The organism is Kitasatospora sp. NPDC056138, assembly GCF_042264695.1.
In the GTDB taxonomy this organism is placed as follows: Bacteria; Actinomycetota; Actinomycetes; order Streptomycetales; family Streptomycetaceae; genus Kitasatospora.
On record NZ_JBHJVK010000038.1, the window covers coordinates 49,386 to 63,094 of the forward strand.

Here is a 13,709-nt window from a genome sequence, read left to right on the forward strand (position 1 = left end):
TTCCTGAGGGCCGTGATGACAGTGCTCTTTTCCACGCAAAGCCTTACGACGGTGTTCGACCGAAGGTTCAACGTGACGCTGGTCACGGGCGCCGCGTACGGCGTGTTTCCCCGCGCTCGTCAGGCCTCCTGGCCAACACGGCTCTGCCGGGCGGCCTCGGCGGCGATCTCGACCCGCGACCGGAAGGAGAACTTGGCGAGGATGTGCGAGACGTGCGTCTGGACCGTCCGGGTGGAGAGCATCAACTCGGCGGCGATCTCCGGATTGGAGCCGCCGTCGGTGATCCCCCGGGCGACGCGCAGCTCCGCCGGTGTCAGGCTCTGCCAGCCGGAGGCGGCCCGCGCCGGCTTGTCGGGCCGAGCCGCCGCCGCCGCGGCCGAAGCCGTCGACGGCTATCGCGCACTCGGCGCCTCGTGGGACGCCCGCCGCACCCGGCAGCGCCTGCGGGCGGCAGGGATCACCGTCAGGAACCGACGGACGGTCGCCAGGAGTGAGACGGGCTGGGAGGCCCTGAGCGCGACCGAGCGCACCGTGCTGGCCGTGATCGCGGAAGGCTGCTCCAACCCGCAGATCTCCGAGCGGCTGTACATGTCCCGCCGGACGGTTCAGGTGCACGTGTCGCGCATCATGGCGAAGCTCGGCGGGTCCTCGCGGGTGGGGCTTGCCGTGGCGGCGACGTCGCGACAGCCCCGGTGAGCAGCGCGGCTGCGCGCCGATCCGTCCCTTTCGGGGGATGGATCGGCGCGCACCGTGCAAGACCGGCGGGATCGTCTTCCTGTCCCGCTTCCGGTCCCGCCGGGTCTCGGCTGCGGTCCCGACCCGCGTCAGTTGTGGGAGAACCGGAGGGTCGGCAGGATCCTGCCGAGCCAGGCCGGGGTCCACCATGCGGCACGGCCGGTCAGCCGGAGCAGGACGGGCAGCAGGACCAGCCGGACGAGGGCGGCGTCGAGCAGGACGGCCAGGCCCAGGACGATGCCCATCTCCTTCGGGGGCAGCGGGCCGGAGAGGGCGAAGGTGAAGAACACGGCGACCATGACGGCGGCGGCCGCGAAGACGACCCGGCCCGAGTGGGTCAGCGAGGCGACCATGGCCGTGCGGGGGTCGCCGCTGCGCTCGTAGTGCCCCTTGGCCGAGGCGAGGAGGAAGACGGTGTAGTCCATCGCGATCGCGAAGATCATGGCGAAGAAGAAGACCGGCGCCCACCCGTCGAGGAAGCCCTGCGGGGTGAAACCGAGCAGTCCTGCCCCGTGCCCGTCCTGGAAGACGAGACGGGCGGCGCCGAAGGCGGCCGTGGTGGCGAGCAGGTTGGTGACGGTGCCGATCAGCGCGACCAGTGGGGCTTGCAGGGCGAGCAGGAGCAGGACGAATCCGAGCGCCAGGATGACCCCGACGACCAGGGGGGTCTTGGCGTTCAGGACGTCCTGCAGGTCGAGGTTCTCGACCGCGGCGCCGCCGACCAGCGTCTGCTGGGGCAGGTGCCCGCGCAGTTCGGCGACGGTCGTCCTCAGGGTGGGGTCCGCGGGGTCGGCGGCCGGGACGGCCTGGATGAGCGCGAGGTCGGAACGGTCGGCCGCGTTCGTCGCCGGCATCACAGCCGCGATCCCGGGGTTGTTCTTGAGGACCGCGGCGGCGGTCTCGGCCTGGGAGATCGGCGTCACGATCTGGAGGGCGCCGGGAGCACCGGGGCCGAACGCCTGCTGAACCGCGACGTAGCCCGTCCGCGCGGAGGAGTCTGCGGGGATGACGGTGACGGACGGCATGGCGGTCCGCAGCCCGATCACCGGCAGGGCGAGTGCCAGCAGGGCGATCAGGGCGGGGACGCCGTACCGCAGGGGGTGTGCCCACAGACGTTCGGCCCAGCGGGAGAAGCGGGGCGAGCCGGCGGGGTCCGCGGGACGGGTGAACGGCAGGGGCGCGGCGTTGACCCGGAGGCCGAGGCTTCCGAGGACCGCCGGCAACAGCGTCAGGGTCGCGGCCAGAACGAACGCGACCGCGATCATGATGCCCAGCGCCATGGACCGGAACGCGGGTGACGGGACGAGCAGAACCGCGGAAAGGCTGACCAGGACGGTGGCGCCGGACAGCGCGACGGCCTTGCCGGCGGTGTCCATGGTCTCGCCGACGGCGTGCCGGGCGGCGCCGTGTCGGGCGAGCGCCCCACGGAACCGCACGACGATGAACAGGGCGTAGTCGATGCCCAGGGCGAGGGCGAACATCATCGCGAAGTTCATCGCCCAGATGGACGTCGGTGTCAGGTGGTTGAGCAGCACCAGCGCACCCGCGGAGGCCGCCAGTCCCGCCATGGTCAGCAGCAGCGGGAGCCCGGCGGCGACCAGCGAGCCGAAAGCCAGCACCAGGATCGCGAGGGTCACCGGCCACGACAACATCTCCGACTGCATCATCGCGTCGTGGTTGGCGGCGTTGAAGTCGCTCCACAGGACGGAGGCGCCCGTGGCGCTCACCTGGACGCCACCTCCGGACAGCGCCCCGAGCGGACCCTTGAGGTCGTCCGCCGCACGGACCATGGCGTTGGTGTCGGCCTTCGCGCCGGCCAGCACGACCGCGGTGCGCCCGTCGGGGCTGATCGTGGCGCCGGGTTGGGGCGGCACCACCTCGCCGATGCGCGGGTCGGTCTTCAGCAGCGCCACCGCCTGATCGACGACCTGCTGAACGGCGGGGTCGGTCACCGGTCGGTCAGCGGCGATGACGATCTGAAGGGCCGAGGAGGCGTTGCCGTCGAAGTGCTGCTGAGCGAGCTCGCGGACGCGGACCGACTCCGAGCCGTTGGCCTGCCAGCCCGCGCCGGCCAGTGCGGAGGTCACCTGCGGGGCGAAGGCGCCGAGCCCGGCGACCACGACGAGCCAGAGTACGGCGACCAGCCGCAGGCGGTCGGCAGCCCAGAGACCGAGACGGCCCAGGAGGCCCGATGGTCCGCTTCGTTCGGGACGACGGCTCTCACGCCCGCCCTCCGTCGGGCGGGGAGGGTGGCGCACCGGGTCGTGGTGCGGGGCGTGCGGGTGGTCGGTCGTGGTCATGCGGGGCCTCCGTGGGGGCAGCCGAAAGCGGGTGTGGGCAGGCGTGGTTCTCGTCGTGGTGGTGTGCGTCCCCGATGTCCGCCGGAGGGCCGCACGCATCGCGTCGGGTCGGCTATGCGACCGACCGGTGCTCTCGCAGGGTCGTCCGAAGCGAGCGGAGCGCGTAGTGGTAGCGGGATTTGACGGTGCCGGGAGGTACGCCGAGGATCTCGGCGGTGGCGTTGATGGAGCGGTCCTCGAAGAAGACCTGCGTGACCACGGCGCGGTGCTGATCGCTCAGGGACGCCAGCGCCGAGCGAACCGACCAGGTCGTCAGGAGCAGGTCGATCTCGTTCGTGGCCGCGCTCTCGTCGAAGAGCGTGTCGGGGGCGTCGAAGCCGACCTCGACGGGCCGGTACCGGCGCGAGCGCAGGTGATCGATGAGCAGGTTCCCGGCCACCCGGTAGAGCCACGGCAGCGCGCTCTGGTGGTCGGACGACAGCACCTCGGGATGGTGCAACGCGCGGAGGAAGGTCTCCTGCGTGAGGTCCTCGGCCAGCTGCGGATCCCCGAAGGTGCGCTTGGCGAGGAAGGAGAGGACCGCGGGGCGGTGCATGGCGCTCAGTCGGCGGAACGCGACCTCGGGCATCCGGGCCCGGACGGCCGGGGAACCGTTCACCCGCGTGGGCCTGTTGTGGGTGAGCGTTCTCATGAAGGTCCTCGCGCGTCGATCAGGGAGTTGTGCCGGTCGTGCCGACGATCGAGGTTTGCATGGCGGGAAAGAGGGAAACATCCGCCAGCCAGGCACGCCTGGGCAGTCGGTCGGTAGGCAGGTGGGGACAAGGCCGGGGCGGTCCGGCTTGACATCGGCTACGCCGGCAGCACCCGGCGACTCCCCGGCACAAGCCATCTGACCTGTGCTTTTGCGCCGACTGGCGGATAGCTGGCGCATCCGCGCACTCAGGCCGAGTCGGGCGCGGCGCCGGGCGACGCGGCAGGCCTGTCGCCAGGGTCAGGTGGGCGGGTGCTCGTTTGGTGAGCGGCATAGCCTGAGGGCGGGGCCGGACGACGCGGTGCGGAAGTGCCGGCGATGATCCGATGGGTCGCGGTGGGCGTGGACCCGTCAGGGCCGAACCGGGCCGCGGTGGACCGGGTGGCCACCTCGCCCTGGCTTTCCTCGATGGAGGACAAGGGGACTCGGGCGTAGGACTGTCAACGGACTTGGCGAAACGAAGAGGGCGTTCAGTCAGTCTGAGTGAGTCCTGCAATAGGGCTGTGAGGCAAATCACTCTCGAAGCCTTGGCTGTTCACTGCCCCTCACGCGCCTCTCACGGATCGCGTGTCATGGGGTGGTACAAGGCGTCATGGGCGGCGAAACGTGACAGGCCCTGACCTGCGGGTTCTGGACTGAGTGGACGGACCGTCACACCCTTTCGGCCGCTGGGGGTCACGGGGTTGCAGGTTCAAATCCTGTCGTCCCGACAGAAATGTCGGAAGCCCGCCGATCTGGAGGTATCCAGGTCAGCGGGCTTCTTCTCGTTGGTGCGGGTCTTCACCTGACCAGTCGGAGGTGCCGTGTACCGGCGCCCTTGGGGACCAGCGGTCTCACGCCCGGCCGTGAGGTACGTGCTCAGCGCCTGCCCTGCCAGCTCGATCGAGCGGAGGTCGGGGTGTGATGGTGGAGTCGGGTATTGGAACTTCCTGAATGCCTCAGCCGGTGCGGACCCACACCGTGAACTCGTCGGCGAGTCCGGGCGGGTTGGCGGCCGCGGTCCGGCGGGCGATCCCCTCGTAGTACTCCAGCTCGTGGAGGATCACGGGCACTGGCTTGCCGATCGTGCTCTCGATGACGCCATCGTTGTGGAGGTTGCGCGCGTGCCGGACGCATGCCTGGTTGAAGTTGGCCTCGATCAGTGCGGCGGTCGGCCCGACAGTTGTGATCCAGTCCTCGGGGCGGGTGGGCTCGTCGTACCAAAGTCCGAGTTCGCTGATCCACTGGTGGCGTGCTGCGGCTCCGTCGGGGTCGCGGGTGAGGTCGCCGATGACGGTGAGCTCGTTCTGGAGCCAGAAGGCGTAGTTCCAGCGGGCTTCCGCCTCGTCGGAGGCGGCCGCGATGCTGCTTCAGAACTGAGCTTCGGTGTTGTATCCGATGGTCAGGGTGGGCTGTCGTGGGTCGTCCCTCTCGTTGTCGATGAAGAACGAGATGACGTAATCGCCGCTGGCCACTGGGCATAGAGAAGCAACAGCAGGCCGGCCAGGCGGTTTTCGGTCCGGATGGTGTCGTCGTGCAGCAGGCGGCGGGCGGTGGCCCAGCGGGCGTCGTCGTCCATCGCCTGGGACGGTCCGTTCCACTTCACAGCTGGGAAGCTGAGGTCACGGGCGATCTTGTGAGGGAGCGCCCAGCGCACGAAGTGGCTTGCTTCTCTTCGGAGTTGGATCTCGTCGTGGGTCATCCAGTGTCCGAGGTCGTTTTGGCGGCAGCTGGCCAGGGTCAGGTTCTGGTCCGTGAGCCAGTCCAGGAGATAGACAGCGGCTCGTAGGTGCGCACGTACGACGTTGAGCTGGGTGTGCGTGATGTCGTAGCCGCGGCTTCGGCGGCGAATCCGGCGGATCAGGTGCCAGGCCGCGTAGCGGTGCAGGATCTGCCGCCCCTCCCTCGCCGGCGACGCTGGCCGAGCACCTGCGAACGGCACTCCAAACCTACGCGTCAGGCGGCTCGACAACTTCGACGGCGGTTCCGATAGCGATACCGCTCGGCGACGACCTTGACGCCGACGTACGACAACTCGTGGCACTGGCAGATGCGGTGAGATCCGCCTAGCACGTCGCATCTGTGCCCGGTGAGCCCCACACCTGCCCGCAGGTGCGCGGCCCGGATGACGACTCGATGGCGGGCCGGTCCACCCCGACGCCGTTCAGCGCCCCGTCTCGGTGGGCACATTGCATCCACAGGTCAGAGCCGGGTCGTCGGCTCGGGGGCGGCACTCGGTTCGTGGCAGACAAACACGATTGGATCAAGGAGACGGATGATGGAGCTGTTGATCTCAGCCGGGCGGGTGCTCACGGGCCCTGGTGGCGAATGCGTGGACGATGGGGCCGTACTCGTCAGCGGAGGTTCCATCGCTGCGGTCGGGACACGCGACGAGGTCGAACAGGTCGCCCCCGACGGCGTGCGGAGGGCGTCCTTCCCCGAAGGCACCGTCCTCCCGGGCCTGATCAACTGCCACGTCCATCTAGCCTTCGACGCCGGGCCGGACCCGATAACTTCGTTGCAGGAGGCAGACAACACGAGTCTGCTACTCGGCATGGCCGGCCGGGCGCAGCAGGCTCTGGCCGCGGGTGTGACCACGGTGCGGGACCTGGGCGACCGGGGTGGGCTCTCGGTGCGTCTGCGTGACGCCATCGCGGCGGGAGTGTTGCCTGGTCCGCGGATCCTGGCGGCGACGGCCCCCCTCACCCCGCCCGGCGGACACTGCTGGTTCCTCGGAGGCGAGGTGTCCGGAGAGGAGGCCATCCGGGACCGGGTGAGGCGCAACGCCGCGAGCGGCGCCGACGTGATCAAGGTCATGGCCACGGGGGGCAGCCTGACCAAGGGCGGGGCGGCAACCTGGCAGTCCCAGTTCACCACCGAGGAACTGCACGCGGTGGTGGCGGAGGCCCGCCGGGCCGGTCTGCCGGTCGCGGCCCACGCCCATGGCGCGGACGGTATCGCCGCCGCGGTCGCCGCCGGAGTGGACACCATCGAGCACTGCACCTGGATGGTCGACGGAGGCTTCGAGCTGCGCGCCGACGTGGTCGCCGACATCGCCGCCAAGGAGATCCACGTCTGCCCGGCGGCCAGCCACAACTGGCGGCGCTTCGCCGAGTACTTCGGAACCGAGCGGGCCGAGCAACTGTTCGGCCAGATACGGTGGATGGCCGAACAAGGGGTCCGCCTGGTGGTCGGAACGGATGCCGGGGTGCCGGGCTCCGTGTTCGACGGCTTCGTGGGCGCTCTCGAGCTCTATGAACACCTGGGCCTCTCCCTGGACCGCGTCATCGACATGGCCACCACCGACGCCGCCCGCGCCCTCGGAATCGACGCTGACACCGGGCGGCTCGCCGCCGGCTACCGCGCCGACCTGCTCGTCGTTGACGGCGACCCGCTGCGTGACCTGAGCGCCCTGCACGCCACACGTCTCGTCATGGCAGCAGGACGTCCGTACGGCAACGGAGCAGTCGACGGCTCGTGAGCGCGTCAGCTCTGCTCGCCCTGTAGAGGCTGACCAACCAGGACCCACGCACGCCCGGGACCAGTGCCGGCAGTCGCCGACTGGTCCCGGGCGAATGCATATTCGGTGCACAGGACTTCCGGATCATCGCGCTGAAGCGATGTCGGCCCTGTATCCCGTGACGCCATGAGCCCGCTAGGACCGCGGACGGTCGCTAGGAACCGGACACGCGGCCTCGGTTCTTTCGTGCCGCGATCAGTCCACGAGGTCCGACCAGATGTTGAGGTTTCCGTCGTCGACGACGAGCTCGTGGTAGCCGAACCGCTCGCCGAGTGAAATGAATCGGTCGTATCGGGCCTCGCTGATGGGTACGAAGTACGCTTTCAGGGCCCGCAGGTAGAGCCGGAACCCGAGGTCGGGGTCGACCTCGGTGACCGCCCGCTCGAGTGCCGGTGTCACGTCCGGCAGGGGTGCGGCGTAGATGCTGGTTACGGCTTTCTCCGTCAGCGCTGGTGCGGTTTCCCGGATCTCTGCTAGGACGGCCTCCCTCAGGTCAGGGTCCGGCTCGGGGGCCGGGGCAGCGGATATGAGGGAGGGGTCGTTCTGGCGGATCCGGGTGACGCAGATGTCCGCGATCCGACCTAGCCAGGTTCGGATGTCGTATCCCTCGCTCACCGGGTCGACGTACGCCTCTGTCGCCGCCAGCCAGAGGGTGTTGAGTACCTCGTCCGGCAGGGGAGCTAGTCGCTGAATATCCGTCAGGATGTCCTGGACGTAAACCGGACCGTACCGCTCCGTCAGCGTACCGGCGAGGTCGAGGCCTGCCGCCGTGTTCCGGGCCACGGGATGGCGGAAGTACTTGGTCAGCCCGCTGAGTCCGAAGTCCTCGAAGTAGGCATCATGCGGTTTGGTCATCGATACAGTCCTTACTTCGGGTACGCCGTGTAGACAACGAACTTTGTCGGCTTGTGGCTCTTTCCGACGTACTTCAGGAAGATCAGCACGGTACTCCCGGTCGGCGTGCCCCCGGTGGGGCCGCCCTTCGTGAACACGCTACCGAGTTGGCCCTCGTCTCTGACCTCCCAGGTGATCGGGAGCAGGTCAGACGTGGGTCGAAGGCACCTCCGCGCTTGGACTGTTGCGCCATCCAACTCTCCAACCTCTTCAGGTTGGCGGGCTTTGCGATCCACTGCTGGTATGCCTTGCCGACAGCCCGGACTGCGGTGTCCTGGTCCTTCCACTTGGTCGCCGTTCCGATGTCGTCTGCCCTCGTCTGTGCGTCCGCGTCGCTGAGGACGTGGTCCTTGAGGGTGTGGGCACCGTGCTTGTCTCCCTCGTCGGCCACGATGTCAAGGCAGTTGTGGACCAGCAGGTCCTGCGGTCGGCGGTACGCACGTAGAAGGTGTGCAGATCGTCAACCGTCAGGTCGTAGACCGTCTGCGGCGCAAGGTAGGCGCGGTCGCGGAGGCCGCGGATGAGGTGGAGCGTGCCGTCCTCTGCACGCAGCTGGTCGCTGGTGTGCAGGTAGTTCGCGCTGGATCCCGACGGATCCCAGGTCGGATTCTCCGTGGCGAGGCGATGGATGAGCGCGGTGAGTTCGTCGGACAGTGGTGGCCGGCCTGGCTGGGTCGGCAGCCGGCGCCACTTCCAGCGGACCGGTTTGCGGTGCCAGGCCGGCAGGGCGCCGGGGTGACGAGCCGCTGCCGGCCCAGTGCGGTGGGCAGCTGTCGCACGAGTGCCGCGAGCACCGCATGGTCCGCCCACGACATCAGCGGCCGCCCGACCTGGTGCTGCAGCACTGTCACCTCGTGGCGCAACGCGAGGGTCACGCGGTTTCTCACGGCGGAGGAACGTCCCCGCAGTGCCAGCCAAGCGCAGCGTCCGCCGACGTCCGGGCCAACTCGAAGCGGCTGAGTGCCTGCGGCCGGATCCGCTCCCGCGCGGCCCTCACGGCGTTGGTCGAGCCGCCGCCCTGCGCGTGCCTCACAACCCGACCTGTCGAAGCTGTCCAGCCGCCACCGGTCGAACGGCTCCGGCATCAACCGTTCAGGCCCAATGGAAACCCCTGACATATGTCGCAGCGTCATAATGTCACGTCTGCAACGCATTGGGCGTCGAACGGTGGCAAACCCGGCCATTTGCAAGGGATTTCACTGCAGGTCGACCGCTCGGGGCGTATCGTTCGATTGGTTGCGACATTCGGATCACTCAACTCGACAGGGGGATGGTGCGCATGGAGCCCCACGGTGGGATGGTGGAAACGCTGGCCCGCATGCTGTATCGAACAGCGGACCGCCGTCTCTCCTGGGCCCCTGCCGCGATATCCGAGGAGATGAATACGCAAATCCTCGACGTCGAAGCGGCCCTGGAGCGGCTGCTCGATCTCGGGCTGCTCGTCCCGTCCCCGACCGATCCGAGCGGCTACTCGGCCGTCCGGCCCGACGCCGCGTTGTCCCGCCTGCTGGCCCTGGAGGAGGATCTGACCGGGGTCTGGCACCAACAGCTGGCCGATCACCGGCAGCGGGTGAATTCCCTCCTCCGCGAGTTCCCGCTGCCCGGAACGGCCGGCGGGAGCGTGCACGTCGAGATGCTGCCGACCCCGTCCAAGATCCATTCCTACCTCGAGGACCGCCTCGACGGGATCCTGACCCAGGAGCTCGCCATGCATCCCGGTGGTGTTCCTCCCCTGGAATACGTGGACGACATGCTCTTGCGCGACATGGAGGTCCTCACCCAGGGCGTCAAGGTCCAGGGCCTCTACGCCCGTCACCTCACCGAGGTCGCCTACATGCGCGACTACCTGACGGAGGTCGCTCACCACGGTGCGGATATTCGGGTCTCCGACTACCTGCCGCTCCGGATGATCCTGATCGACCAGGACCTCGCGATCCTGCCACTTGATCCCCAGGACACCTCGCGTGGGGCATTCGCTGTCCAGAGCGAGGAAATATCCAGGAGCCTGCACACGATATTTGCGCATCACTGGGCCATGTCACTGCCGCTCGACGAGTGTTTCCCGGACGCCGCGCCAGAAGAGCCCCTGGGCCCCCAAGGTCAGACGATCGCACGCATGCTGGCGATCGGGATGAAGGACGACGCCATAGCGCGCCAGCTGGGCATCTCCAAAAGGACCTTCAGTCGGGCGATTTCGAAACTTCTGCAGGATCTGGGCGTCCAGACCCGGTTCGAGGCCGGGGCCAAACTCGTCCGGGCCGGGATGCTGGACTCTCCGATACCCCTGCCGAAGCCCGATCCCCGAAAGGACCTTCGGCCCGGAATCGGCGGTGAGCGAAGCTCCGCGTGAGCCGCACTGTGCCGCAGTACTGGCGCAGGGGAGGACTTCCTCGCCGTTGAGACGAAGGAGCAGGGCGAGGTCGCGAATGTCGTCGTGCCGGGTTGCCCGGAGCAGGAAGTGCTCCATGAGCGGGAAGTGCTCCACGAGCAGGAGGTGCTCCACGGGCAGGAGGTGCTCCACGCCAGGACCGAACCCGGAGGTGCGGAGTGGGTGTCGCTCCTCCATGGTCGGATACCGCTCGTAGTCCTGGGCCGGCCCGTCGTGCAGCTGAAGCGCGCGTTCCAGCTCCTGCCCGGTGGTGTGCCGCTCTCCCGGACCGGCGGTCTCGCCGATGCCGGACAGGAGCTTCGCGCCGAGTGCTTCGGAGGCGTCCTCGGGGTCGAACGCCCGGTGGAAGGGGCCGCTGGGTTGCCGTCCGGTCCGTATGCACGTCCTGCGGCAGGGGCGGATTCCGGTGCCGCAGCGTCTGGAGCACCGTCAGGTAGTGCTTCTTCGGAACGGTCCAGGAACCCGGCGCCACAATAGTGCGATCGGACACGGTCGCCTTCCGGTGACTCGGCCCTTTTCGGATGGACGGTTCATCCTCACCGACCGTCGCCGACGGAGTCCAGCTCATCCGGCCGGGTACGCACGCCATGGCCACTCTCCGCCACGGCCAACCGCATTCTCAGCATGTAAGACACATGACCAGGGAGTTGCCGTCGGTTTACCTGGCTGGCTACCGCCATGTCGACCACAAGAGGTATAAAGCGTCTTGCATGGCTCTGAGGCGCGGATTGGGTCACCCCGCTCCGTTCGCTCCGAATCTCCACACGCCTCACCTGTCCCACGCTGGTCATGGACACCTCAGGGCATGCTGTCCATCCGCGTACCCAGAAAGCCGCGCCTGGCGCCGAGAATTGATTCCGCGGGCGCAATCTGGACCGTCAGCCCTCGGCAAGGAGTACAGATGAGGATCGGGACCGCTGTGGTCGGCCGGGGGCCTGCTGCCCGTCGGATGGCTGAAGGTCTGAGACGCTCAGGCGCTTACGAAGTCCTCTCCCTGTTGGAGGGCTGTCCGGCCGGGGACGGCTCGGAGCTCACCGAAAGGCGGTGGCGCAGCGTACTCAGCAGGCCCGACGTCGACTTCGTGGCGCTGTGCCTGCCGCCTGCCGATCTGCTCGAGCCGGCCAGTGCCGTGCTTGCGGCCAACAAGGCGGTCCTGCTGGACGGACTCGTACCGGCATCCCTGACGGAGTTCGATGCGTTATCGGCCAGACAGTCCGCTGACACGCCGCTCGGTGTGATGCTGCCCCTTCGCATGCTGCTCGACGCCGGCCAGTGGCCCGTCGGTTCGAGTCCGGTCACGTGCGGAAGTCTTGAGCTGTCGCGGTTCGTTCCAGAGGCCAGCCATGATGATCCGCTGTGGGCCTCGACCGGCCGCTCGTGGCAGGAAGGCGCCGTTGTCGCACTGCTGGCGCCGTATCTGGACCTGGCGTGCCAGTTGCTGGGCGAGCCGGTGGCGATCCGTCTGGACGGGGTCGAGAGGGGCACGGCCGCCGGGAGCGCTCGCTTCACCTCCGGGGCACAGCTGTCGATCGCCGTGACCATCAACTCGGTCAACCCGGTCCAGCGGCTGGAGGTTCTCGACGCGGAACGCCGGTTCACCTTGGACGGCGGGACGCTGAGGATTTCGGACCGGTCGACCACACGCACGCGGAAGACACCCACCATGTCGGAGCTTCACATGGCGGTCTATCACGAGATGGCCGATGCCCTGCTTGCCGGCCGCCAGCCCGAGAAGTCGGCCTTCGCTCTGAGCCGGGGGCTTGCGACCGCCATGACCTTGCTGAATCCGTCAACGTAGCGGAGAAGTTGGTGCGGCTTGTGCCGATGGCACAGGCGGAGCCACGGTTCAGGGTGGCACCACCTGTGCCGATGGCACAGGCGGAGCCACGGTTCAGGGTGGCACCACCCGATCGGTGTCACGCGATGACGGCCGGTCGTTCCCATGCGGTGGCGCCGAAAGCCGGTGCGCGAGCTGATGCGACGTCCGACCAGGACCGCTCACTGAGCCGGCCCGCAGCGGTCCGGATGCTCTCCCGCACCGCCACCTGGGAATCGTCGACGCGCTGCTCTGCCGGAGCTGCGCCGGCTGCCGGCGGGACCACCTGCCGCACGACCCGCCACCGCGCGGCGCGGTGCACTACCGCTTCGCCAGTGGCGCGGCGACGGCACCGACCAGGTCGTCCACGCCCTGCTGCGCGGGTAGGTCCGCGGGAAGCGGGACCGATCGGCCGACCCCGGCCGGGTGCTGCTCGACGCCCAGAGCCTTCGCGCGGCGGCCGGGGTGCCCGCGTACACGACGGGACGGGACGCGGCGAAGAAAGCGCCAGATCGTAAGCACGGCCCGGCTGTTGACGCGCTGGGCCTGGTGATCGCGGCGGTGGTGCCGGCCGCCTCTGCCCAGGACGGCACCGCCGGCACCGCCCTGCTGGACAAGGCCGCTGCCGAGCCCGACGCGGTCGGGAAAGCCGCGGCGGACCAGGGATTCAAGAACACCGCCGTGGCCCGCGGGGCGCGAAAACGGGCATCGAGGTCGAGACGGTCGAGGCGGTCAGCGCAACCCGGTGGACGCCGGGTTCGTTCCCCGGCCCGGTTCGTCCACCCGGCCACGACCGCAACCGCCCTGCGGACCCACGACCGACTCCGCAGCGCCGAAACGGACATCAGCTCATGTACCGCCCTCTCGCGCGGAAGGGTCACGACAGGCTGCCGACACGCCGAAGCTCCGCAGCGCACGGGCAGCTCGGGAGGGTCACCTGCTCCAACGGCGCTTCGTTGCCTTGGGCACGCACCTCGCGACCACGGCTCTGGCCAGCACACTCACAGGATCACACCACGTTGCGGCAGCCTGCGCTCGCACCCGCGACGAAGACCGCTCCTGACGGTGCGACACCTTCCGCCGGTGGCCGTGGCGGCAGTCGCGCACATGGCGCGTCTTGAAATGTGAGACGAACGGGGCCGGAGTCCCCAGGCTGCCAAGGCAATTGCTCGCCCTCGGAATCCCTGGACGTGCCCCATGAGGTGGCGGAGTATTGGGGCGCGAAGCAGTGAGCGGAAAGAAGTGCCGCCCACAGAATTCCGAAGGGGGGAATCGTGGAGACTCTCATCAACGGCTGGTGGTAGCGAATGTCGTCACGCTGGTTC

At 68.7% G+C, this 13,709-nt stretch carries 11 protein-coding genes; 5 read left to right on the forward strand and 6 right to left on the reverse strand.

Annotation, left to right across the window (positions count from 1 at the left end):
* Positions 1-119: 119 nt before the first annotated feature.
* Entirely contained in the window at positions 120-317 is a 198-nt protein-coding gene (locus ACFC1R_RS22605) for a response regulator transcription factor (RefSeq protein ID WP_375941331.1), read from the reverse strand.
* Here ACFC1R_RS22605 and ACFC1R_RS22610 point away from each other — a divergent pair.
* Positions 280-696, forward strand: a complete 417-nt coding sequence (locus ACFC1R_RS22610; protein WP_375941333.1) for a response regulator transcription factor — start codon at positions 280-282, stop codon at positions 694-696. The two genes, ACFC1R_RS22605 and ACFC1R_RS22610, sit on opposite strands and share 38 nt — an antisense overlap.
* A gap of 128 nt (positions 697-824) precedes the next feature.
* Here ACFC1R_RS22610 and ACFC1R_RS22615 read toward each other — a convergent pair whose 3' ends face one another.
* From ACFC1R_RS22615 to ACFC1R_RS22625, 3 genes are all read right to left on the reverse strand, one after another.
* Positions 825-3,035: an MMPL family transporter gene (locus tag ACFC1R_RS22615; protein WP_375941283.1), complete on the reverse strand. Its 2,211-nt coding sequence runs from the start codon at positions 3,033-3,035 to the stop codon at positions 825-827.
* Between the two features lie 112 nt (positions 3,036-3,147).
* Positions 3,148-3,726, reverse strand: coding sequence for a sigma-70 family RNA polymerase sigma factor (locus ACFC1R_RS22620; RefSeq protein ID WP_375941285.1), 579 nt, complete (start codon positions 3,724-3,726; stop codon positions 3,148-3,150).
* Positions 3,727-5,167: 1,441 nt separating this feature from the next.
* Positions 5,168-5,707 carry a hypothetical protein gene (locus ACFC1R_RS22625; RefSeq protein WP_375941287.1) on the reverse strand — a complete coding sequence of 180 codons (540 nt, stop codon included), beginning with the start codon at positions 5,705-5,707 and terminating at the stop codon, positions 5,168-5,170.
* Positions 5,708-6,043: 336 nt separating this feature from the next.
* Between ACFC1R_RS22625 and ACFC1R_RS22630 the strand changes: the two genes are divergently transcribed.
* A complete protein-coding gene (locus ACFC1R_RS22630; protein ID WP_375941289.1) occupies positions 6,044-7,246 on the forward strand; it encodes an amidohydrolase family protein in 1,203 nt (400 codons plus the stop codon).
* 234 nt (positions 7,247-7,480) lie between these two features.
* On the opposite strand, the gene ACFC1R_RS22635 is transcribed toward ACFC1R_RS22630, so the two are convergent.
* Positions 7,481-8,140, reverse strand: coding sequence for a hypothetical protein (locus ACFC1R_RS22635; protein WP_375941291.1), 660 nt, complete (start codon positions 8,138-8,140; stop codon positions 7,481-7,483).
* 82 nt (positions 8,141-8,222) lie between these two features.
* Positions 8,223-8,570: an RNase A-like domain-containing protein gene (locus tag ACFC1R_RS22640; protein WP_375941293.1), complete on the reverse strand. Its 348-nt coding sequence runs from the start codon at positions 8,568-8,570 to the stop codon at positions 8,223-8,225.
* 906 nt (positions 8,571-9,476) lie between these two features.
* On the opposite strand from ACFC1R_RS22640, the gene ACFC1R_RS22645 reads away from it, so the two are divergent.
* The 3 genes from ACFC1R_RS22645 to ACFC1R_RS22655 all read left to right on the forward strand — a co-directional run bounded on the left by ACFC1R_RS22645 (position 9,477) and on the right by ACFC1R_RS22655 (position 13,512).
* Entirely contained in the window at positions 9,477-10,529 is a 1,053-nt protein-coding gene (locus ACFC1R_RS22645) for a LuxR C-terminal-related transcriptional regulator (RefSeq protein WP_375941295.1), read from the forward strand.
* A 940-nt stretch (positions 10,530-11,469) separates the two neighbouring features.
* Positions 11,470-12,366 (forward strand): hypothetical protein, encoded by an 897-nt coding sequence (locus ACFC1R_RS22650; protein ID WP_375941297.1) that lies wholly within the window; start codon positions 11,470-11,472, stop codon positions 12,364-12,366.
* Between the two features lie 444 nt (positions 12,367-12,810).
* Positions 12,811-13,512 (forward strand): transposase, encoded by a 702-nt coding sequence (locus ACFC1R_RS22655; RefSeq protein ID WP_375941299.1) that lies wholly within the window; start codon positions 12,811-12,813, stop codon positions 13,510-13,512.
* Positions 13,513-13,709 lie beyond the last annotated feature (197 nt).